Source organism: Streptomyces sp. NBC_00457, assembly GCF_036014015.1.
In the GTDB taxonomy this organism is placed as follows: domain Bacteria; phylum Actinomycetota; class Actinomycetes; order Streptomycetales; family Streptomycetaceae; genus Streptomyces.
In genome coordinates, this window is the sequence record NZ_CP107905.1 from 5,023,285 (window position 1) to 5,045,557 (window position 22,273).

Consider the following 22,273-nt stretch of genomic DNA (forward strand, 5'->3'; position numbering starts at 1 on the left):
CTTCAACTCGGTTACGCCAACAGCCCAGTCATCCACGCCGAGGCGCCTCTCACCACTCTCTCCGGACGATGAACAGCGCTGCTTCCCGGGCTCTACGACCACACACCGCACAACGCCATGGAGACACCTTCCTTGCACGACCAGCACAACGAACAACCCGCCGAGCACCAGAGCCACACTGACACCATCAGCCACACAGCGGCAGCAAGTTGTCGGGTAAGGAGTCCTTACCCGGCCTCCTCCCCTGGGGTGGCGGAGGCACCCGGCGACGAGGGGGCACCGGGATCGGCCGGCCCGGGGGAGCCGACCGAGACGGGAGCCACCAAACCCTCGCCACACGCCGCGCAGACGCCGACGCCGCACCGCCGTCTGCGTCAGCCGCGCCTGCGCGAGCGCCGCGTCCACCCCCGTTACAGCGACAGCGAGTTCACCGACCTCGCCCACGCTGCCGCGCTCAGCCGTATGCAGATCGGCGGCTACGTCGCCGAGGCGTCGCTCGCCGCGGCCCGCGCCGAGGACCCCACGGCGGCGATCGCCGACTACCGCGCCATGGTGCAGGTGCTTATGGCCGCCAACCAGCAGCTCGCCTGGCTCGGCAACAACCTCAACCAGCTCACCTGGCACCTCCACAAGGACGGCGCCTGGCCCGAGCCCGACGTCGTCCACCGGCTTCTGGCCCGCGTCGAAGCATCGATCGGTGACGTGGACACAGCCATCGCCCAGGTCACCGAGGGAAGGCAGGGCCGGTGATACCGAAGATCATCACCGGCAAGGGCAGCACCCGCCGCCTGATCGCCTACCTCTTCGGCAAGGGCACCGCCAACGAGCACGTCGACCCCCACCTGGTCGCGTCCTGGAACGACTTCGCCCCCGACCCTGGCCGCAGCCCCCACCGCGACCCGAAGAAGGTGGAGAAGCAGCTCTACACGCAGCTCGACCAACCGGTGGCCATGCTCGGCCGCCGGGCTCCCCAGACCACGGTCTGGCACTGCCCGGTCCGCGCCGCCCCGGAGGATCCGATCCTGTCGGACGCCCAGTGGGCCGAGATCGCCCGCCGGGTCGTGGCCGCCGCCGGCATCGCCCCCACCGGGGACACCGAAGCCTGCCGCTGGGTGGCCGTACGGCACGCCGAGGACCACATCCACATCGCCGCAACCCTCGTCCGCCAGGACGGACGCCGCCCCAAGCAGGACTACGACATCCGAGCCGTCCAGCGCGAAGCCCGCCAGATCGAAGTCGACTACGGGCTGCGGCGGTTGAATCCGGGCGACGGCACCGCCGCCAAGCGCCCCACCAGCAAGGAGCACTTCAAGGCCAAACGCCTGGGCCAGGACGCCACCTCCCGCGAGATCCTGCGTCGGCGCGTGCGCCGCGCGATCGCCGCCGCCTCCACGGAGACCGAGTTCTTCGCACTCCTGGAGGCATCCGGCGTGGCGGTGCGGCCCAAGACCGAACCGTCCGGAGACGTGACCGGCTACAGCGTCAGCCTGCCCGGCGACGTCAACAAGCAGGGCGAACCCGTCTGGTACGCCGGTTCCACCCTCTCGGGCGACCTGTCCCTCCCGCAGGTCCGCAAACGGCTCACGGTGACCGCTCCCGGACCGGTCACCGTCCCGCCGGGCAGCCCATGGAACCAAGCCACGGCCGCCACCGAACGGATCCTCCACCACCTCACCCACAGCGAGGACGGCGTGGCCCAGGGCCAGCTGGCCGCGCTCGGCGGAGTGCTCGACCTGCTGCCCGTCACAGCCCAGACAGCAGCACGGGCCGAGCTGGAACAGGCCGCCATGGCGTTCGAACGGGCGACTCGCTCCCGCGTCGCCGCCGACCACTCCAGCGCCCGCGCCCTGCGGCGCAGTGTCCAGATGATCTGGAACGACCCCGTGCGGCACGGCGACGGTGCCGGACTGGCGATGCTGGTCGACGTGGCGCTCACCGCGGTCGCCTACGCCGTGCACTGGCACCGCACCCGCCGGCACGCCCAGCAGGAGGCCGCAGCCGAACACGCCCTGGTCCACCTGATGACGGCTCACGCGCAGATCACCGAACCGATCCTGGCCCGCCTCACCGCCCGAGCGCCGGGGGCGCAGACCAAGCACCGCTACGCCTACCACCTGCAACAGGTGGTTCCCGAGCACGCCGAACGCATCCTCAACGACCGAGCCTGGGATGCCCTGACCACCGTGCTCGCCGAGGCGGAGGCCGCGGGTCACAACGTGTCCGCGCTCCTCGACCAGGCCGTTGGTCAACGCACGTTGGAGGATGCCCGCAGTCCCGCTCGCGCCTTGTCCTGGCGGATTCGTCGCCTCGGCGAGCGCCACGTACCGGGCCCTCAGGCCCAGGCAGCCAACGCCCGCGCACAACGCCCGACCTCGCCCCCACTCGCTCCGGAGGTCAAGGGGCACCAGCGCTGATCACGTCGCCACGGACACCACAGGGGCGAGGAGCTCCAATGCCTCCTCCCAGCGGTATCGGTCCGCGCCACCGCCGGCCTTGGGCCGGTGAGGCTCGTACGAGCCGATCAGCACGCCCATCTCGCGCAGCTCGCCCAGGCTCCGGCGGTACGCGGGGTGCGCGGCCTGGGCCGAGTTCAGGTACTGCAGGGACGGTGGTGGGAATGCCCATGCCGTACGCCTCGCACAGGATGCCCAGGGCGAGGGTGTCGGAGATGCCGACGGCCCACTTGCTGACCGTGTTGAAGGTGGCAGGCGCGACAGCGATCGCGTCCGCAGGGGGCGGGCGTCGCCCGGCGTACGCCAGGCCGAGCGGATCGGGTAGCAGGTCTGGGCTTCGATCGCCTCGGTGTCGAGGAAGCCCAGCCCCCGCGGGGTGGCGGCGCCCCCGACGTCCCAGTTCCATTGTCCTGTCGCTTGTGGTCGGTTCGGTCACGCGTGGGCTCCAGGATGGTGAGCCGCTCGTTGGGCGCCGAGCTGCTCTGCCAGCGCATCGGGCCCGATCTTGCTCAAGGCCCACAGGCTGCTGGATCGACGGGCCCACCGCCAGAGCAGGTCATCCACAGGGGTGTGGAAAGGCAGCACAGGAATGCCGTGGGCGCTGAAGGGAACGGCGTCGAGGTAGCGCAGACCACCGGTGCCGCACAAATAGTGGGTACTGCCGGTGGCTGCCGCAAGGTCGGCGAGGCGCTCAGAGCGGCCTTGCCGGGTCGGGATCTCACTGCTGTCCCGCACCTTCCCCGACCAGCCGACAACCCTGAGCAGGGCTATCGTCGATGCTCTCGCAAGGTCGGCTACACGGTCCGAGTCGTCGAGCGCGTCCAGGACCTCGGACACAGCACCCCAGTAGGGGCTACGGCCGTAGTACTGGCGGACGAGCAGTTGGACCGTCCGGCGCGAGCGACGAGGATCAACGAGCCGGGCCTGGCTGATCAGCGTCGGGCGCCCGTGGGGAAGGTGCGTCGGGAGCGTGAGCCACTGCTGTCGGGATGGATCGTCCAAGGCAGCGAGACGGGCACGGTGCTGGTAGTCACGACGAGCGAACTGCACGTCGTCCAGGACGATCCACTGGTCGGCGGAGAACAGCTTCGCCAGCGTGGACAGCCGTGGGAACAGGTTCGGTTGGTGGATCGCGCACAGCCCGCCCGACGCATCGGCGCGGGGTGGCTCAGGTGCTGATGAGGCGGCTGTCGAAGCCGGCGGCCAGAAGGCGCTCGTAAGCGTCATACACATCCCCTGGTACGTCCTGCTCGACGGCGAAGCCGAGCTTCGGGTACTCGATCACCCGTTGCAGGTCGCCGACGAGCATGTCGACGACGAGCTTCTCGTCGCCGATCGACTTGATGTAGTCGTCCAACTCCAGCGGCTCGGAGGCGCACACAACCTCGACCTCGGGCCACAGCTTGCGGCAGGTCGCATACGAGCGGCGCTCCATGTACGGCTTGGAGATGAGCAGCAGCGACTCGACCGCAATGCCGGACTCGGCCAGCAGCTCGCGGGAGAAGGTGATGTTCTGGCCGGTGTTGGCGGCCTTCGGCTCAACCAGGATCGCCTCGTCCGGCACCCCCAGGCTCAGCGCGTGCTCGCGGTAGTGCACGGCCTCGCCGCGCGGGAAGCGAGCGCGGGTGGTGGGACTGTTGCCGCCGCTGAACACCACGACCGGGAAGAGGCCATCGCGGTAGAGATCGGCGGCCGTGGTGGCCACGCCGAGGTCGTGGCTGCCCAGGCCGATCGCCGCCGAGCAGGGCCGCTGCTCGTGGGCCATCTGGTGGTAGTCCCAGATCAGCGTCGCGTCGTGGAACTGCTCGTCGGTGATCTGGCGCTGCTCGTGCTCCGGCACTGGCACTCCCTGGCTCATCCCTGCTGGCCCATTCGGATGCCCTCGATACTGCGCAGCTGGTGGCTCAGCCTGTACTGGCGGGCCACCTGTGCCGCCTGATCGAGGACGGACAGCCCATCATTCCGGGTCGCCGCATCCGACAGAAGGATGTGCCCGTACGCGGTGTCCAGCCTCACCCGCTGCATCGGGGAGTCGACCGTGCCGGTGGTGCGTGCGATGTCGATGTAGTGCAGGGCCTGTTTCAGGTCGCCGGCACCTCGGTGGGCCAGGGCCAGCTTCTGGTGGGCGACCGACCAGTCCTCTGGCTCGCCCAGATCCTCGAAGGCACGAGTGGCGGCCGTCATCGCGTTGGTGGCGTACTCGTTGTCGCCCTCCTTGCTCAGGGCCGTTCCTACCCAGAGTCGAGCCCTGGCGCGGTCGCGCGGGCTCAAGCGCTCGTCGGCGGCGAGGAGTTCGTACTGGCGGGCCGAGACCTCCAGCTGGCCGGACATCTCCTGGACCACGGCGAGTGAGAGGTCGATTTGGGCCACGCGGCGCGGGATGTCGAGCTCGGAGAACATGCCGCGGGCGGTCAGGTACGAGTGCCGGGCGGAGAGTGGGCCGAGAATCGCGCCCTGGTCACGCTGAAGGTCGCCGAGAAGGACGAGGGAACGGCCGTAGAGGTAGAGGCCCTTGTCGTCCAGGCGATGCGGGTCGTGGCTTCCCAGCCAGCGGTTCAACAGCGTGGCGGCGAAGGGGAAGTTCTGGCGGCTGACGCAGACGACAGCGCGCTCAATGTCTTCGGTCCAGGTCTCGTAGTCCGCCGGTCGCGTGCTCTTCCGCTCGGGGAACAGCAGCGCCTCGAACCTGGAATGGGCGGCGGAGTCCGCACGGGCGAGGGCGGTGTCGAGAATGGCCTGCGTGTCCGGCCGGGGCTGGGTTTCGGCGCCGAGGCTCTCCCACTTGGCCACCGTGCGCAGCGCGACACCGAGGTGCTCGGCGAAAGCGCGCGTGCTCATGCGCAGCGCGGCGCGCAGGGCGCTCGCCTCCCGACCGGTCCATTGCTGCACGCTGACCACGGATGACCTCCCTCCGTCTCGTATGGAAGCACTCTCGGTGACGACATGGGGCGGGAAGTGCAACGGAAGTACAACAGCAGGTCATTTCAAGGCCGTTCGCAGCGGTCGACGCTGTGGGCATGGACGACGAACTCATCACCGAACGCCGCTCCGTCGCCTTCCCTCAGGTCTTCGGCTACTTGCGCCACGTGACCGGCGGTCTGGCCCGCCACGCGGCGCTCGTCGGCTGCCTCACCGAGTACTGCCGACAGCATGAGCTGGCCCTGTGCGGCGTATTCACCGACCGCGACGCGGCGGTGCCCGTCCGTTCCCCCGCATTCGTTGGCCTCCTGGACGCGCTGGAACTACCCGAGACCTATGGCGCCGTCGTTCCCGCCCCCGGCCACCTCGGCCCGAAGCGCGTTGCCGGCGAGCGGAAGCGGCAGATAGCAGCGTCGAGCACCCGTCTGATCGTGGTCCGCTCCACTACCAGGCCGACGACGGCCTCCGCGCTCTCCCTCGGAGCGACTGCCGACCTCCAGCGCCTGGGAGATACCTGATGTCCGTTCGCGACGCGCTGCGCAGCGCCCCCATGGTCAACGACGTGCCCGGACTGCGCCTGCTCCGAGTCGGCGACAGCTGGGACCTCGTACGAACCCCCGCAGAGATGGGTTTCCTGGCCCTGGCCCACCTGCGGGCCACTGGAGCGGCAATCGGCCCGGTGCTGTACGACGGGCCCAACGAACGCCTCTACTACGCCATCCGGACCGGCACCTCCGGCAGCTGGAGCGACCTACCGGTACGGCACCTATCCATCAACTCATGGCTCGTCGCGCCCGGCCTGGAGTTGATCGACGACTGGTTCGGCGGCTGGTGCGAACTCCCCGACGACGACACCCTCACCGACGCCGCCACCCTCCACGCCGCCCTCCAGCACCCGTATATCGGAGCGTCTCTGGAAGAGGTGAGCCGGTGAACATCCACGCAGTCGTGTCGGAGGCATCACCCGGACGTGGCAGACGTCGTGGAAGCCGTGACGGGCCGGGCAGTGAACCGGCCGGCGCGTTACACAGGCCCGCTGCTGATCGTGCTGATCTCCGCCTCGTGCGGCTTCGTGATCGGCGTCGCGGTCTCCACCCCCCAGGCCAGCCCCTGAGTCCCCGTCCCTGCCGAACGTAGCTAATCGGAAAGGTCCCCGCCCCGAGAAGCCCCGGCAGGGACGGGCCAAAAGCCCCACCCCGGGCTGACCAACCGCCCACGACCTTGGACAGGTCGAGCGCCGTCCGGGGCGGGTCCGCAAGGCCACTTCATCCCCGACCACTGGAGGAGCAATGCAGAACAACACCGCCACCGCCCCGACGACCGGGCCGCCCCAGGCCGGACTGGTCAAGGCACGCCGCCGGATCCAGGCCGCACGCGAGCGCGGCGTCACTCCGTCCGACGGCGGCAGCACCGGCCGCACCGACGGCAACGACTGATCCGGGAGGAAACGCGTTGTCGCCGCTGAATCTGGCGGCCCGCCTGGGCCAGGACGAGTTCCTGGCCCAGGTGCTCCACCGCCGCTACCGCCACGTCCCCGCAGCCATCCAGGCCCCGGACAAGCTGATCACTTGGGACGACGTCAACACCATCCTGGCCACCCACCGCCTGGAGCCACCTCGTTTCCGCCTGTCCGCGGACGGCGAGATGCTGCCGGCCCACCGCTACACCGCGCCGGTCACCACCCGCCGGCACACCGTCTGGCAGCGCCTGCACCCCGCGGAGTTGCACGCACGGCTCGCCGAGGGCGCCTCCCTGGTCATCGATGCCGTCGACGAACTGCACCCACCCGTCGCCCGCGCGGCCATGGAGCTGGAACGGTGGCTGCGCACGGGGGTGCAGGCCAACCTGTACGCCTCCTGGACCGCACGCGAGGGCTTCGGCGTGCACTGGGACGACCACGACGTCGTCGTCACCCAGATCGACGGCGCCAAACGCTGGAAGCTGTACGGCCCTACGCGTACCGCCCCTATGTACAAGGACACGGACGAGCCCGAACCTCCGCCGGAGAAGCCAGTCCTGGAACTCGTGCTTCGTCCTGGGGACATGCTGTATCTGCCGCGCGGCTGGTGGCACTCGGTGGCCGCCTCCGAAGGCGAGTACTCGCTCCACCTCACCTTCGGCGTCCAGACCACCACCGGCGCCCAACTCCTGTCCTGGCTCGCTGACGACCTGCGCCGCCACGACGTCCTCCGCGAAGACCTGCCCGTACACGCGACCGCCGCCGCGCAGGTGATCTATCTGGAGCGGCTGCGCAACGAGGTCACCTCCGCCCTGGAAGACCCAGAGCTCATCGGCCGGTATGCGGCAATGCGCGACGGAACCGACCTCACCCGCCTGCGGCCAAGTCTCCCCCACCTCACCAGCGTCCCCGCAGTCCCGAACCTCCGCGTCAGGCTCACGACCGCCCGGGCGCTTTTGGAGCCCAACGAGGACGGGGTGGTCTTCCGGGCCTGCGACAACGAGTGGGAGATGGCGAAGCAGACCATGCCGCTGCTCCAACGGCTGATGTCGGCCGCGCCTACCGCCGTCTCCCTCGACGAGCTGGCTGAGGCAGCCGGAATGTCCGTCGCGGATGTGGCGGCCGTCGTCTCCGAACTGATGGTCGGCCAAGCGATCACCGTGGAGAGGAAAGAGCGATGACGAAGACAGTCCTGGGCCTGGGCACCTACCGCATTCGGCCCTCCGCGCTGAGCGACGCCGTGGCCCGCGTAGCCACAGATCCTGCGACAGCGTGGATCGACACCGCGCCCACCTACCTCGACGGGCAGGCCCAGCCGCTGCTGGCGCCGGCCCTCGCTCGGCACCCGGTCCCGGTGTCCACGAAGGTCGGATTCCTCACCACTCAGACCGCTGAGGACGCCGTTGACGACGGGGCCATCACGTCCGGTGACGCGGAGCGCGGACATTGCCTAAGCCTCCCGTACGTCCACTGGCAGTGCGCCCGCAACCGAGCCGAACTCGGCCGCGACCGCCTCGACCTCGTCTTCGCGCACAACCCCGAACGCACCGACGGTGACCCGCGCGATGGCCTGCGCCACGCCTTCACCGCCCTCGAAGCAGAAGCGGCAGCCGGCGCCCTGACCGCGTACGGCGTCGCCACCTGGGATGGTTTCGACACCGGTGCTCTGAGCGTCCCGGCCCTGCACCAGCTGGCCACCGAGGTGGCCGGCACAGAGCAACACCACCTGCGAGCCGTCCAGCTACCCGTATCCCTCGTCACCGCCACCGCCTTCGCACAAGCCCTGGACGGGGAAGGCCCCGTTGCGCAGGCCGCCGAACTCGGATGGCAGGTGTACGCCTCGGCGCCCCTATTCGGCGGGGAACTGCCGAACCTGGCCACGCGCGAACTCGCCGCACTGCTGAACCCCGAACTCACCACCGCCCAGGCATGCCTCCTCGCAACAGCCTCCTGCCCGGGGGTGACACGAATTCTGCTCTCCGCCTCCACCCCGGCACACTGGGCCGAGGCACAAGAAGCCCTGCGGACACCTGCCATCCCAGCCCCCACGCTGCGAAAGGTGCTGGATGTACTCGCCCCCGACTGACCCCTCGGACCAGCAGCGCATGCGCCGGGCCTTCGCGCGATCAGCGGAAACGCTGGGCGCTACGGTCACGGGCCCCGAAGTCTGGGGCTGGCACGGCCGAACCCTCAGCGCCCGCGCCCAGTACCCGGATGACAGAGCCTGCTGGCTCCGGCTGCTCTCGGCCCCGGAAGACAAGGCCACTGGAAAGATCTGGGAGGGCAACCGCGATGCCGCCGCGCTCTTCGACGGGCGCGTCTGCAAACCGCTGCTGTACGACAGCACGCAGTCGAGGAGCAACGGCTACGCGTACCGGGCTGAGGTGCACCAGTACGTTGCCGAACCTGTTGTCTCCACCGACCCAGTGCCGCGCACAGATCCGAACCCCCTGGCCAGGTGGTGGGAGTCGCTGCGCGCAGACCTGGAGTACGTCAGCAGCACCCCCACCGACCGCGTGGCCGTACGGCAGGAGTGGGTTGATCGCACCGTCCCCCGCTTCCTCCACATCCCCGGCCCTCGGATCACGGACTGGACGACGGCCCACGGCGACCTGCACACCGCCAACCTCACCGCCGCCACGCCCTATCTCCTCGACTGGGAAGGCTTCGGCCTGGCACCAGTCGGCTACGACGCCGCCACGTTGTTGGCGTACTCGCTCCTTGTCCCCGCATTCGCCCACCGCATCCGTGACACCTTTCCCGTGCTCAAGACAGAGCCCGGACGCGTCGCACAGATCATCGTCATCACCGAGGTGCTGCAGTCGGCTTCGCGCGGGGACCATCCCGAGCTTGTCCCCGCATTGCGCGCCCTGGCGGCAGAACTCGGTTGACCAAGCAGCACTCAAGAGCATTCCCGCTCCGTCAGGAAGCAGAGGGGCGCTCAGGGACCGTGGCGTTGTGCCGTTCCGCGGGGTCAGGCGCGGCAGTTCGCCGCACTCCACAATTGCTTCGGTGTGTAGCGGACGGGCGTGAGCGCAGAAAGCGGCCCCCAGCGCCCGGAGTCAACCCGGGCGCTGGCGACCGCTCCGAGGGTGCAGTACCTACTGCGCAGTCGGGTAGTGCGAGCCGCTCTATCAACCCAAACCCCCACCACCGCCGCGCTTACGCCAGAGGCGGATATCTGCCCTCGTCCGCCCTTTCGCTACAACTCGCACCACTCCCCAAGCTCCTCAAACACCCCTGTCCGAACAAAATTCTGCACAATATCCCACGCGCGATCGACACTCAGGACGAATTCACCCGTGAAAACTGATAGTTCATCCATGATTGGGACGTCCGCTGTCGCATCCGGTGGGACGGTGCCATCCCCGGCGAGAAGAGACACAGTTTCTTCAGAGGTGAAGAGATGAATGATGGCGTGATCATCTCGGAAACTCAGAGTCAATTGAGGAAATTCGCTGTCCGTCAACCGGAATTCCAGATGACCCTGTCCCCGGGAGCGCAGTTCGTTGAAGTCGCCCGTCAGATCGCGCAGTTCCGAGCCTCTCTCGCCTGGTTGGCACCGCCCAGACTCCAGTGACTTGGACGACCACACCACACGCACCTTTAACCTCCGAAATTTCCGTGGTTCGGTCTGGACGGGCGGTCCACAGGATTCAGGCGCGACAGATCGGCTGCCAAATCACCTGGAATTCGATCCCATTTCCTGCTGGCCCGCCACTCGACGGGCCAGCAGAAAAGATGGCTACTAAGATCCCTTCCAGAAGGCCCGCTCCTCCAATTCGCCGAAGCGGGCTCGCCCTGAGGAGAGATCGACCAAAATTGGCCAGCAGTCCAGCAATTGATGCTCGACTTTTCTACTGGTCAAGAATTGAGATGAATTGTACGGAGCAATGAGAACCCCTCCTTCACCCGCACCCTATTCCAGTCAATCGCCAGTTCAGGTTCGCCGGCCTTTCGGCTTGCCTGGAGAAATCCCTCTGCAACCAAGCGGCCCTCTACTTCCGAAAGCATCGATTTGCCATAATCCACGAATAGGCCATCCCATGTGGGTGCGTGGCCCACTCAGCGAAGCCCTGCCAGCCCCAGGCGCCGGGAAAGGTCACAGCACCCCGATTTCCTTCAAATGGCAGAGGTGCCGGTCAACGGACACCACCTCTTCCCGGGAAAGGACGGGAGGGACCCACTGCCGAGAATTACCGTGAGAAATGAACTCTTCCGGCAGCTCGATCCCGTAGTGCTCCACATAGTCAGCCGCATCGAGCCTCCAGAAGAACCGGCCGTCACTCATGATGGCGGTGCCGCCGGACCGGGAGAACTTCTTACCCAGGATATCCTCCGAGAATCCCATCAGAGCAATGATGGGCGTGCCGGAGCGAAGGTATTCGGCGATCCTTCCCCGTTCCCCCTCGGGAATCACACCCGCCAGCCGCCGGAGCTCATCGGCATTTCCCGAAAAGGCGGACTGGCTTGCGATCCTGCCGAATATCCCCAGGGGTGTGATGTTCGTCATGCGAGATTTCCCGACAGTAGGCGTGACCCCTTCGGCGGGGAGACAGTGGCCCGTCTCACCGCCGAAGGGTGGAGCGACATCACAATATTGCTCATCACATCCTACTGCCTACCGCATACCCCAGGGGACCGGATTGCCCTGGGAACCGTCCGGCCACTCCCTCACAGTGCCTGCGAGGGGGTCGAGGTCCACCTGGTGCTTGCTCGCGCCTGTGACTTTTACTCCCATGGCTTCCGCGAGCTCTCGGGCGGAACCGCAGCCAGCATGGCAGGAGACGATCTGAATTGGGCCGCCGTTGTAATGCGGATTCTCTCTGACGAGCTGGGCTATCTGTTGGGGGTGGGTAATCAGGCCGTCCACCCGGAAATTGCCCGCCTCGTCTCCGTGGACAATCACGTCGTGCCCCTTGGCGCCGGTCGACCTCAGGAAATTCTGGATCGTGTTGGCGTCGTCACCGATGGCCGTGGCAGTCTCGCTGTACCGGACCTTGCTGCCGGCCCAGGTGAAGGAGACTCCGGTACCCACCGCCAGGCTTCCGCCGGAGGCGCCGCCGGTGGCCATTTCCGCGATCGTGGCGGCACACACGGGCGCTGTGGCCAGGCATCCCGGGGCTAGGGCGGCGACCACAGGAGCAACGGCTACTCCTAGTCCTACGACCGTGACAGCACCGAGAAGGATCTTCTGAAAGGTGGAGAGCTTGCCCCGGTCGATGTCGTCGCTCACGGTCGGGTCGTAATTCGGGTTGGTGCCCATCGCCCAGCCGTGGAAGACCCCTTCCTTCTTCTCGGGCTTCGGGTCAGGCCCCTTCTTAAAGACAATCTCCGCCGACTTGTGGCCCCCGTCTGTGCGGACAGTGACGGTCATGGTGCCGCTTCCGGTACCGCCGCCTGCCTTCTGGTACGTGAACGTCTGGGAGTAGGTCTTCGTATACGACCAATTCCAGCCGCTGCTGCTCTTGGTCCAGGTTTCGGTGCCGCCGTTGCAGGAGCTTGAGGCACCGCCGCACATTCCGTCAGGACGGAGGCCTGTGGGGTCGGCGAGCGTGACGGGGGTGTTGTTGGCGTAGGCGTAGCCGTTGAGGGACTCGTGGTCGTCGGGGGCGAGGACCGGATCGACGGAGAGGAATCGTCCCGTGGCTGGGTCGTACTCGCGGGCGCCGATGTGGGTGAGTCCGGTGTCGGCGTCGGCGGGTTTGCCGAGGTAGCCCTTGTCGTCGGGCCAGGCCGGCGGTGTCGTGCCGCGTGCCTCACCGAAGGGCTTGGTGTAGCGGCGGGTGACGGCCTGGGATGTGGCGTCCACCGTCATCGAGGCGGTGCCGTGGTGGTCGTCGACCATCCAGGACAGGCCGGTCTCGGTGCGGACGGCGGTGGCGTCGCCTGCCGGGTAGTAGCGCTGGGCGGTGAACTTCTTGGCGGCAGTGTCGTAGTGGAGTTCCTGACCGGCCAGGTAGAGGACGGTCTTGACGGGGCCGCGGCGGATCAGGAGTTCACCGTTGGCGTCGTAGAGGTAGTCGGTGGTCTTGGTGCCTTCGGTGAGGCGGGTGAGTTCTCCTTCGATGTCCCAGGTGAGGCTCTGCGCGGTGCCGGTGGAGCTGTAGCGCTTGGTGGTGTTGCCCTGCTCGTCGTGGGTGTACGACTTGGCGGTGCCGCCGTTGACCGTGACCGAGGTCATGGTGTGGGGCTGGCCGGTGCCGTTGGCGTTGACGGCGGGGTAGCCGTAGGCGGTCGTGGTGTCAGTGGCCTTGTGCTCGATCTGGGTGTCGCGCAGGCCGCCGGGCTTGTAGGTCCAGCTGGTCCAATACGGGGCCGGGCCGCCGAGGGCGGTCGCCGAGCGGGCGGTGGCGCAGTCGTTGGAGGACGGGGTCCAGGCTTCGGTCAGGCGGCGGTAGCCGTCGTAGGCGAAGCACTGGGTGTCCTTGCCGTTGGCCTTGTCGGTGATCGACTTGACGTTGCCAGTGGCGTCGTAGAAGTAGTCGACGTCGCTGGTGTTGCCGGTGTTGGTCTGGTCGACGGTGTGGGTGTTGGACAGGCGGCGAGTGCCGTCCTCGTAGCGGTTGAGGATCTGGAGCTGCTTGGCGCCCGTGGAGGTGCCGAGGCGGGTCTCCTCGATCTCGCCGTACGGGGAGTAGCCGATGTTCTGGATGTAGTCCGTCATGCCGTCGGTGCCGGTGAGCAGGCCGAGGCCGTTGTAGCTGTTGGTCACGGCCTCGGCGGGCAGACCGGCCACCGCTGGCATCGAGGTGGACTGGACGGTGCCGTCGATGTTGTAGGTGGTGGAGGTGGTGAACGTCTGCGGCGCACCGCCGTCGGCAACCAGGGCGTCGGTGGCGGCGATGACGGTCTTGGTGCCCTTGGGGCGACCGAGCGCGTCGTAGCCGGTGACGACCTGGGAGTAGATCTTGCCGGTGGTGCCGCCCACATATCGGATCGAGGCGGTCGGCTGTCCCTTGGCCAGGGAGTCGTAGGTGAACTTGGTCAGCTGGTGGGCGTTGTCCTTCACCCCGTCCCAGGTGCCGGTCTTGCGGCCGAGTTCGTCGTAGTCGGTGATCAGGTTGCGGGAGACGCCGTCGAGGGTCGTGGTGACCGTCAGCGGCTGGTCGACGTCGTTGTAGGTGGTGTCGGTTTTGCCCTTGTCGGGATCGGTGGAGGTGATCTTGCGGCCGCGCAGGTCGTAGCCGTACGTCCACACCGCCCCGTCCGGACCGGTCATCTTCTTGAGCTGACCGCCCGGCGTGTACTCGTACTGGGTGCGGGTGAAGTCGGTGCCGGTCGGGACGGGGCCGCTGTACTCGCGGCGCTCGGTGACTCGGCCGCGGGCGTCGACGATCGTCAGTGTGCCGGTGCCGCCCGCGGCGGCGGTGACGGCGGTGCGGTCGCTCTGCTCGTCGGTCTTGGTGCGCCATTTCTCCTGGTCGTAGACCCGGAAGATCGATTCGGTGGCGCGGCCGGCGGCGTCGAAAACCGTCTCGGTGGAGGCGGGGACGGAGCCGGGGTAGGTGTTGGCCAGGGTGCCTGAGGGGGCGAGGTTGTCGTGGACCTGAGTGTTGGAGATGTACGCCAGGCCGCGGTCGTCGTAGAGGGTTTCGGAGATCACCCGGCCGCCGTTCGGCGCGGGGACCTGCTTCTGGCGGGACCGCAGCAGGCCGTCGAAGATCTCGTAGGAGCTGTTGTAGGTCTGCCCGTCCGCCTTGAGGGCGTCGGTGCGGACCCAGGTCTCCTTGTCGTTGTTGATGCTGTAGGCGTAGACGATGCTGGCGGCGTCGCCGAGCGTGCGCGAGCGGTCCGGCTTCCAGACCGACCGCAGGCGGCCCAGCGCGTCGAAGGACCACTCGGTGATGTTGCCGTTGGCGTCGGCGGTCTTGGTGGCCGTGCCCCAGGCCGGGTCCACGTCGGTGGTGGAGGTGTAGAGCTTGGGGTCGGTGGTGGTCTTGGACGTCAGCGGGCCGTAGCCGGTGTCGTCGGGGACATAGGTGGTCTTGATCGTGCGGTTGAGGGCATTGGTCGCCGTGAGCGGGCGGCCCAACTTGTCGTAGGTGGAGCTGGAGACCTGCTGGTAGACGGGGGCCTTGTCCACCACGTCGTAGCTGGCGACCCGGTAGGAGGCGGTCATCTCGCCCTTGGTGGGCGCCACCCCGACCGCTTGGCCGTCGTAGGCGGTGGTGATGTCGGAGACGACGTCGTCCGGGACCGCCGGGATGGTCGCGCAGGGTACCGAGTAGGTCTCGGTACGCGAGACCGCGTTCACCAGCCAGGCTGATGTGTTGCGGGCGTAGCTGGTCCGCACGCACGACTCATCGCCGGTCTTGGCGGCGTCGCCGCTGTCCTCGACGGTGATCGGCATACCGTACTTGGTGTCGTACGTCGTCTTCTGCTTGACCGTGCGAGTACCGGTGGACGTCTTTTGGCGGGTGACGGTCTCACCGGCCTGGACGATCCAGGAGTCGGTGGTGCCCCAGCTGTAGGTGTGACTGCCGGTCTTGTGAGACCAGGGGGTGTTGATGGTGCCGCTGATTTCCTCGGTGCCGTTGTAGGCGATGGTCTCGCGGACGAAGCCGGCGTACTGGCGGGAGTCGTCGATGGCGGTGCCGGTGGAGTCGGTGACCTTCTCGACGCGGGCGGTGCCGTCGAGTTCCTTCTCACCGTTGAGACCACGCATGTAGAGGGTGGACTTCTTGGAGCGCGGGCCCTCGGAGTTACCGGAGGTCTCCACGACCTTGGCGTAGCCGCGCCACTGCGACCAGGTGCGGTTGGACGGCTTGGTCAGACCCTCGTCGTCGGCGTAACCCCAACCGGCGTTCTCGTAGGCGTAGTACTTCTCGTTGGTGTCGCCGTGGCCGTAGGGGTCGTCCTGGAAGGTCGAGGTGACCACGTACTTGTGGAACCAGTCGGTGACCGGGGTCGCCCCGGACTGGGACCACTTCACCGGGTAGCAGCGGCGGGTGTTCTTGTCGATGTTCGCCGGCATGCTGGTGCCCCAGATGCAGTCCGGGTCGGAGTAGTTGACCGTGATGGTCGAGCCGGTCTCGGACTTGATGGTGCGCACGCGCCACTTGATGTAGCGCAGGGTGTCCGGGCCGCTGCCCTCGACGTGGTTGGACCTCTGGATGCCGCCGAAGACGATCGGCGGCATGGCGGCCGTGGTGCTGTTAGCCTTGCCGGTGTTCTGGATGGACTTCAGCCACAGGCTCGGCGAGGAGGCGTCACCGGTGTCGGGGAAGCTCTGCTCCAGGTGCCAGGTGTCCACGTCCCGCCGGGTGGTGCCAGTGCCGGTCCATACCGAGGTGGTGATGTCGGTGAGGCGCTTGCGGGTGAAGAAGGCCGGGCCGATCTGGGTGGTGCACTTGGTGTTGGCCGCGCAGATCATGTCGAAGGGCACGTCGGGCCAGTTGGCCTTGGTGTCCGCCGTCAGGCTGGAGCAGCCGCCCGAGACGACGCAGCGCTCGGCATAGGTGAAGCGGACCTGCTGAGCGGCGGGCTTGGTGTAGATCAGGTCGCTGCGCAGGCCGTAGTCAATGCGGTTGAGGTAGCCGCCCCGGGCGTAAGCGGTGCCATTGACCGTGGTGTCAGCGTTCTTGGAGTAGTAGTTGATCTCCTTGCTGTACCAGTAGGCGGACGCGTTGCCGTGCGTGTCCACGACGTAGTCCAGGTTCCAACGCCATGCCTGGTTGCAGGAGGAGTCGGCGAAGCCAGTGGACTTGTAACAGGGTTCACCGGAGTCGTCGCCGTAGACCGCGACATTCCAGGTGGAGTTGGTGGCCGGGTCGTCGTCGGCGGTGTCGGTGGTCCCCTTGTCGCTCCAGCCGGGCAGGCGGTGCTTGCCGAAGAAGTACTGGTTGCCGGACGCGTCCGTGACCTTCCAGTACTCGGTGTTGTCGTCGCCGTTGCCGGTGGCGCCGGTCAGGTGCTCGACGCGGGTGCCGTCCTCGTTCTTCAGCTTCCACGTCCCGCCGGACGCCTGAGACAGGGCGGCGCTGTCGCAGGCAGTCTTGTCGGCACAGGCGTTGACCAGCTCGACGGCCTTGCCGTTGAGGACCAGGGTGGCGTTGGCGTACTTCCAGCACAGGTCGCCTTTGCCGGACTGGCCGTCGTCCTTGCAGGAGCCGTACTTGCGCTCGATGTAGGACTCGGTGATCGAGAATCCTTCGCCGATCACGGAGGTCTGGTTGTTCTCACCAGCCGTGCGGCCGTCCACCGAGCCGGAGTTGTAGGAGATGGACAGGCTCGGGGACGGGCCGGCCGTCGCCGGGGGAACCCGCAGCGGGTAGTTCCAGTTGAAGTCACCCGTGCTGCCGCCGGCCTCCCAGGTCGCGGTCGGCGACAGCGAGGTGGCGCTGTAGTCGCTTCCGCCTCCCGAGCTGTCGGCTGCCGCTGCCAGCAGCATCGGGGTGCCGGCCTTCACGGTGCGGGCGGAGACGGTGCCCGTCAGGGTCTGGGACTCCGTGTCGTTGTCCGCGCTCGTCACCGGGGTCTGGGTGCGGCAGGACTTCTTCGCCGGGGTGGTCAGGGCACACGCCGGGAGCTTCACCAGGCGCAGACGGGGGCCGAAGTTGCCACCGTAGACATCGTTGAAGGAGGAGTAGTCCAAGGAGACCCGGAGCTTGTCCGAATCACCGCCGTAGCGCCCGGATGCGGCACTCGCCGGGTCGACGGTGAGCAGGACGCCGTTGACACCCGCCTTCTTCGCGGCCGACGGGGAGTGGAGGTTGAGAGCCACCTTCTCGGCCGGGCCGGTGGCCTTTGCCTTGTTCTTCGATGACTTGGCCGCCGGTGCTCCGGGCTTCTGGGCCAAGCTCACGCCGAGCCCCCCGACGGTGACAGACGCCCCGCCGATGGCCGGGACGTCGGCGGTGGCCTTCCCGGCCTTCGGCCACGCGGCCTTCTTCAGCCGCTCACGGGTCTTGTGGGAGGCCGGTGCGGCCTTGTCCTTCGGGGCCTTGGATGTGCCCGGTCTGAGCACGCCCACCTTGTCGATCTTCGCCTCGGGCCGGTCCTCCAACTTCTTGCGAGCAGCCGGGGATTGGGCCTGCGCGGCGAAGTCGTAACCCGAAGGAACCACGACTTGTGGCAGGAGGGAAAGGGAGGCGACGACCGCGCCACGGCCGAGCCAGCGGCGAACGACCGCCCCTGGCAACCGCTTGCGGAAGGGTCTTGAAGACACGGTGTTTTCCCGGTTCTCGGAAATGGAAATGGGCAGGAAGCGCCCGGGCAGCGGCATCGGTGCCCGAAACGCCGGATCTCGATGGCGCGTCCGCGCAGACACACGGCGCGTTCGAGCAGAACGGACCAGAGCGGAAGAAGGCAGGGTGGGGTAGGGCGGGGTAGGGCGGGCCAGAAGGCCCGCCCTACCCCGCCTCGCTCCTACTGCTGCTCGGTGTTGCGCCGGTTGGCGATCGTGTCGGTGGAGGTGGCTCCGGCCCAGACGCGAACGCTGTCGATCTTTCCGGGGAAGTAGCGCGCGGCGGCGCCGTTGATCTTCGCCCGGCCGATCTCGAACGCTCCGCCGCCCTGCCAGGGGGCGAAGTACGGCACGCCGTCCTCGTCGCCCATCAGAGCGCTGTCGACGTAGAGCCTGAGCGCGCCGAGCTTGGAGGTGTCGTCCGGGTCGGCTGCCGCCTGGGCGTCGTAGACGACCGAGAGCATGACCGGTACGTCCAGTTGGGCCGTGGTGAATGCGGTGGACTCGCTCTCGGTCCAGACCGCCCCGGTGCCGTCCTTGTTGGGACGACCGAACGTCCACCGCCCCTGGGTGCTGCCGGTCGGCTGCTCGTACCAGACGCCCCAGGAGGACTGGCTCGTCCCCGACTGACCGAATACCTGCACCGCGTACGACTTGCTGGTGTCGGCGAGTTTGGCGGGGTCCAGCGTGACCCAGGCGGTCGCGGTGAACGAACCGGAGTCGTCGACGACCGGGCCTGTGGCGGTGGCGTACGCGCTGGTGCCGTTCAGGGTCATTGTCTGCGTGGTCGTGACCTCTTCGCCGATCTCCGGGTCGCCGGTGCTGAACTGGGTGAGCGCGGCCCCGTTGAGGGTGAGGTTCCGGCCGAAGCCGCTGGTGTCCTTCACCGTGGTGCCAGTCGCGTTGGCCATGTCCGTGGCGTCCCACTTGGCCACGAGCGTCGGGACCGGGTCGCCGGCGGTGCCGTCGCTGATGTCCTCGTCCTCCAGCCAGGCGTCGTGGGCGACTTCGGTGTCCGCGAGAGCGCGGGACCAGACCTTAACCTCGTCGATGGTGCCGGCGAAGTTCTCCTTGCCGGTCGCCGAGGCCCACAACCGGCCGACCTGCAGGCCGCCGGACGCCTTCCACGGGGTCACCGTGAACGGCACCGGCTCGCCCTGCGGGACGCCGTTTACGTAGAGCTGGATTGTCTGTGCGGCCGCGTCGTAGACGCCCGCGAGGTGGGTCCAGGCGTTCAGTACCGGCGGCTTGGTGCCGATCGAGCGGGTGATCGCGGGACTGGTGACGTCCGTCTGGTGCCGGTTGAAGACCCAGGCGTTGTAGGCCGTCGAGTAGTACAGCTGGAACCCGGAAGCGTTCGTGCCCGCCTGGGACAGGAGGGTGTAGTTGACGTCCTTCTTCTGCAGACGCGCCCAGGCCGAGACGGTGAAGGACTTTGTGGTGTCCAGGACCGCGCCGGAACTTGATAGGTACGCGCTCGTGCCGTTGAGCTTCGCCGCGCCGGAGCCGTTGCGGGTCAGGGTGTCCCAGGTGGCACCCGAGGAGGTCAGCGGGTGCTGGGTCGCGGTGGTGGCGTCAGTGAGGGCGTTGTCGAGGTGCCAGATCCCCGAGGGCATCTCGGCGCCCTTCACCAGGAAGCTGTAGTAGCCGGTGAGCGAGCTGTGGCCGGCCGCGTCGTAGCCCCAGACCTGGATGGTGTTCTCGCCGGCCTGGTTCGGCGTGATCGTCTGAGTGGTGGCAGCCCCCTTGGCGACGGGGATCGGAGGGGACACCGCGCCGCTGTTCAGCTTGAACTTGTAGCTGACGACGTCCGACTGGATGCCAGCCGTTGTGGCGTTGGTGTCCGCCGGGGTGAACGTGAACTTGCCCGCCGTACCCACTCCACCCGCAGCCGGGTCGGTCTCGGCCGGCTTGTAGACGCCGTCCGCGCTGGACACCACCGGAGGCGGCGGCGAGTCGGTGTCGACCCGGAAGTAGCACCAGGACGACCAGGACGAGTCCAGGACACCGCTGACGCCCCGGTCCGTCTTGTAGTAGGCCTGCGTCTTGACGCGCATCCTGTAGTCCGTCTGCGCCGGCAGGACGTTGGTCGACGCGGTGCGGGAGGCGTTGTCGGCCACCCAGGCGCCGTCCGGCGAGGCTTCGTACCAGACACGGCTGGAGCCGTCGGCCTTCCAAACCTCGAACATGGCGCGCAGTTGGGAGCTGGAGCCGTCGGCCGACTGCACCGTGGCCAGCATCTTCGGCGAGGTGTAACTGGTCGCGAAGGGCTGTGTGGAGGCGTTGCAGGCCCGCCCGGTGGTGCCCTGCTGGACACCGTACGAGGTCGGCTTGGACGGGTAGGACACGTAGGTCACTGACAGCTTGGCGTCGTTGCGGAACCGCGCCCACGCGGCGGCGTTGGACTCATCGTGCGCACTCAGCGAGAAGGTGATCTGCGATTCCTTGTTGGCGGCGTGCGACGCGACGGTGGTCGTCAGGTTCTCATTGGTCTCCTCGCCCACGTTGTCGCTGAAGCGCACCCAGTTCGCCGGCTGCGGCGGGGTGCACAGTCCGCCCCGCCCGTAGGCCACGTTCCGGTCGCCCATCAGATCCACCCCGTTGGGGCGGGACGACCACGTGGTGCTGGAGGAGATGCTCTTGTCCACGCGGCTCAAGTCGTACCAGCGCGGATCGCAGGTGAACGTCCATTCCTGATACACCTCCATGGTCGCGTCCAGGACCTTCTTGCCGTGGATCGACGACAGCGGGTACTCGAAGTACATGCGCTGGGTGTACGGGCTGTTGGAGCAGAGGTAGCCGGCGTAGTTGGAGCAGCGCCCGACTCCCTTGTCCCCGTCGAACTCCCAGTACTTGGTGCCGTTGGAGGCCAGCGCCGTCCAGTCGCCGAGCGCGATGCCCTTGGTCGGCGGGTCGATGTAGAGCGGGAAGACGGTGTCCTCGCCGTGGAGCAGGGCCGGATCGGGCGTGATCTCCAGGGTGGTGCCGGTGACCTTGAGCGGGATCTCGGCCGCCGCGTCCCCGCTGCCGGGGCCTTCCGACGGGGCCGGCTCACCTTCGGCGGCAGGCAGCGGGACCCCCTCCGTGGCCTCTGGCTCAGCGTCGGCATCCGCCTCTGCTGAAGAAGCAGTGCGGACGAGTTGCGTGGTGACGTTGGCCGGGGTGTCACCGGCCGAGTCCCACATGCGCCCCGCCGGGCTCTCGAAGACCGGGGTGCCGTCGCCGTCGCGCGCGACGAAACCACCGTCGGCCGTCGGGGCGATGTTCATGCCGCCGCCGGAGACGGTCATCCTGATCGTCGCGAGCGCCGGGTTCTTTGCCGCCTCAGCGGTCTTGACCACGAGGACCGAGGTATAGCCGGAACTCAGCGCGGTCAGTTCCAGGTCAACGTCCGGGAGGACGCCGGGGTAGGTGGCGGTGCCGCCGTCGAGCCGGGGCTCAGGAAGCGCGGTGGGCCAGCCGAGTTGCAGCTTGTGCCCCTCATCCTCCAGCGTGACCAGTCCGTTCCCGCTGCCACCGCCCGAGAACGTGAGATCGGCCGTCGTGTTCTTCGCCCGCACAGCGCCGTCGGCCTCGCGCACGAGGGTGGTGTCGACGGGGGCCCAACTGCCGTCGTCTTTCCTGGCACGGACTGGAGCCGCGTTCATCTCCTGTGTGAAGGTGCCGTCCGGGTTGGCGAAGACCTGGGACGACTCGGTAATCGCCGCGTCCACCGCCACGCGTTCACCGGTCTCGGCCGCGAGCGCACTCGCCTCCGACTCCGCAGTCCTGTCAGCCGCTACCGAGGCCGCCCCGTCACCGGCGAAGGACGGAGTCGCCCCGACCCCGGTCACCGGAACCGCACCCCCCAGGAGCGTGACGGCTACCGCCCCACTCCGCACCACCTGACGCCAGCCGCGCTGCCGTCTTCGCGTAAACACGCCCCCACCCACCCCTTAATTCTTCATTACAAAGAAGCTGTGAGGATCATGTGTTGACCGAACGGGCTGGTCAATGGTGTCGCACATCACATGGCGCTGGGTTCCGTCTTGCTGGCAGCACGTGCCAGCGAGGCTGGAGATTTTCTGACACCCCTTAGGGTTTCACCGCATCCAGCAAGGTGCCCGCCCTAGTAGCCGTCAACTTCCAGGCCATGAGTGCAAGTTGCGGTTGAGACGCCACACGACGGCCACCCCAAAGCCTCAGGACCAGCTACGTCGCCACACTGCTCTGATCACCAGTCGCCAGCAACCGCAGCCTAGGTGTGCATGCGGC

Annotated in this window: 16 protein-coding genes and 1 pseudogene; 9 read left to right on the forward strand and 8 right to left on the reverse strand. The window is 67.7% G+C overall.

Features of this window, described 5'->3' with window-relative positions; genetic code table 11:
- Nucleotides 1-249: 249 nt before the first annotated feature.
- Nucleotides 250-750, forward strand: a complete 501-nt coding sequence (locus OG828_RS22760) for a plasmid mobilization relaxosome protein MobC (protein ID WP_328502145.1) — start codon at nt 250-252, stop codon at nt 748-750.
- A complete protein-coding gene (locus OG828_RS22765; RefSeq protein WP_328502146.1) occupies nt 747-2,414 on the forward strand; it encodes a mobilization protein in 1,668 nt (555 codons plus the stop codon). Before OG828_RS22760 ends, OG828_RS22765 begins: the two co-directional genes overlap by 4 nt.
- Here OG828_RS22765 and OG828_RS22770 read toward each other — a convergent pair.
- The 4 genes and pseudogenes from OG828_RS22770 to OG828_RS22785 form a co-directional block, all read right to left on the reverse strand.
- Nucleotides 2,415-2,855, reverse strand: a pseudogene (locus OG828_RS22770) (flavoprotein); the annotation flags it as partial.
- A gap of 30 nt (nt 2,856-2,885) precedes the next feature.
- Entirely contained in the window at nt 2,886-3,680 is a 795-nt protein-coding gene (locus OG828_RS22775) for a WbqC family protein (RefSeq protein WP_328502147.1), read from the reverse strand.
- A complete protein-coding gene (locus tag OG828_RS22780; protein ID WP_328502148.1) occupies nt 3,622-4,311 on the reverse strand; it encodes a YdcF family protein in 690 nt (229 codons plus the stop codon). The genes OG828_RS22775 and OG828_RS22780 overlap by 59 nt, the downstream gene beginning before the upstream one ends.
- Nucleotides 4,308-5,351: a helix-turn-helix domain-containing protein gene (locus tag OG828_RS22785; RefSeq protein ID WP_328502149.1), complete on the reverse strand. Its 1,044-nt coding sequence runs from the start codon at nt 5,349-5,351 to the stop codon at nt 4,308-4,310. The genes OG828_RS22780 and OG828_RS22785 overlap by 4 nt, the downstream gene beginning before the upstream one ends.
- Nucleotides 5,352-5,470: 119 nt before the next feature.
- Here OG828_RS22785 and OG828_RS22790 point away from each other — a divergent pair, with 119 nt between their 5' ends.
- The 7 genes from OG828_RS22790 to OG828_RS22820 all read left to right on the forward strand — a co-directional run bounded on the left by OG828_RS22790 (nt 5,471) and on the right by OG828_RS22820 (nt 9,722).
- The gene (locus OG828_RS22790; protein ID WP_328502150.1) at nt 5,471-5,890 is read left to right on the forward strand and encodes a hypothetical protein; all 420 of its coding nucleotides are present in this window, start codon (nt 5,471-5,473) and stop codon (nt 5,888-5,890) included.
- Nucleotides 5,890-6,306, forward strand: a complete 417-nt coding sequence (locus OG828_RS22795) for a hypothetical protein (protein ID WP_328502151.1) — start codon at nt 5,890-5,892, stop codon at nt 6,304-6,306. Before OG828_RS22790 ends, OG828_RS22795 begins: the two co-directional genes overlap by 1 nt.
- Before the next feature lie 36 nt (nt 6,307-6,342).
- Nucleotides 6,343-6,486, forward strand: coding sequence for a hypothetical protein (locus OG828_RS22800; RefSeq protein ID WP_328502152.1), 144 nt, complete (start codon nt 6,343-6,345; stop codon nt 6,484-6,486).
- Between the two features lie 175 nt (nt 6,487-6,661).
- Nucleotides 6,662-6,808, forward strand: a complete 147-nt coding sequence (locus OG828_RS22805) for a hypothetical protein (protein WP_328502153.1) — start codon at nt 6,662-6,664, stop codon at nt 6,806-6,808.
- Nucleotides 6,809-6,824: 16 nt separating this feature from the next.
- Nucleotides 6,825-8,012: a cupin domain-containing protein gene (locus OG828_RS22810; RefSeq protein ID WP_328502154.1), complete on the forward strand. Its 1,188-nt coding sequence runs from the start codon at nt 6,825-6,827 to the stop codon at nt 8,010-8,012.
- A complete protein-coding gene (locus tag OG828_RS22815; RefSeq protein WP_328502155.1) occupies nt 8,009-8,917 on the forward strand; it encodes an aldo/keto reductase in 909 nt (302 codons plus the stop codon). Before OG828_RS22810 ends, OG828_RS22815 begins: the two co-directional genes overlap by 4 nt.
- The gene (locus OG828_RS22820) at nt 8,898-9,722 is read left to right on the forward strand and encodes a phosphotransferase (protein ID WP_328502156.1); all 825 of its coding nucleotides are present in this window, start codon (nt 8,898-8,900) and stop codon (nt 9,720-9,722) included. Before OG828_RS22815 ends, OG828_RS22820 begins: the two co-directional genes overlap by 20 nt.
- Before the next feature lie 311 nt (nt 9,723-10,033).
- On the opposite strand, the gene OG828_RS22825 is transcribed toward OG828_RS22820, so the two are convergent.
- From OG828_RS22825 to OG828_RS22840, 4 genes are all read right to left on the reverse strand, one after another.
- On the reverse strand, nt 10,034-10,426 hold the full coding sequence (locus tag OG828_RS22825) for a hypothetical protein (protein WP_328502157.1): 393 nt from the start codon (nt 10,424-10,426) through the stop codon (nt 10,034-10,036).
- Nucleotides 10,427-10,933: 507 nt separating this feature from the next.
- Nucleotides 10,934-11,344 (reverse strand): hypothetical protein, encoded by a 411-nt coding sequence (locus OG828_RS22830; protein WP_328502158.1) that lies wholly within the window; start codon nt 11,342-11,344, stop codon nt 10,934-10,936.
- 108 nt (nt 11,345-11,452) lie between these two features.
- Entirely contained in the window at nt 11,453-18,001 is a 6,549-nt protein-coding gene (locus OG828_RS22835) for an RHS repeat-associated core domain-containing protein (RefSeq protein WP_328502159.1), read from the reverse strand.
- A gap of 200 nt (nt 18,002-18,201) precedes the next feature.
- Nucleotides 18,202-21,738: a LamG domain-containing protein gene (locus OG828_RS22840; protein ID WP_328504917.1), complete on the reverse strand. Its 3,537-nt coding sequence runs from the start codon at nt 21,736-21,738 to the stop codon at nt 18,202-18,204.
- Between the last annotated feature and the right edge of the window lie 535 nt (nt 21,739-22,273).

What these genes read in the sequence shown, in the direction of transcription:
- OG828_RS22775 (WP_328502147.1), bottom strand. Translation starts at nt 3,680, where the DNA reads ATGACGCTTACGAGCGCCTTCTGGCCGCCGGCTTCGACAGCCGCCTCA.
- OG828_RS22780 (WP_328502148.1), bottom strand. Translation starts at nt 4,311, where the DNA reads ATGAGCCAGGGAGTGCCAGTGCCGGAGCACGAGCAGCGCCAGATCACC.
- OG828_RS22790 (WP_328502150.1), top strand. Translation starts at nt 5,471, where the DNA reads ATGGACGACGAACTCATCACCGAACGCCGCTCCGTCGCCTTCCCTCAG.
- OG828_RS22795 (WP_328502151.1), top strand. Translation starts at nt 5,890, where the DNA reads ATGTCCGTTCGCGACGCGCTGCGCAGCGCCCCCATGGTCAACGACGTG.
- OG828_RS22805 (WP_328502153.1), top strand. Translation starts at nt 6,662, where the DNA reads ATGCAGAACAACACCGCCACCGCCCCGACGACCGGGCCGCCCCAGGCC.
- OG828_RS22815 (WP_328502155.1), top strand. Translation starts at nt 8,009, where the DNA reads ATGACGAAGACAGTCCTGGGCCTGGGCACCTACCGCATTCGGCCCTCC.
- OG828_RS22820 (WP_328502156.1), top strand. Translation starts at nt 8,898, where the DNA reads ATGTACTCGCCCCCGACTGACCCCTCGGACCAGCAGCGCATGCGCCGG.
- OG828_RS22830 (WP_328502158.1), bottom strand. Translation starts at nt 11,344, where the DNA reads ATGACGAACATCACACCCCTGGGGATATTCGGCAGGATCGCAAGCCAG.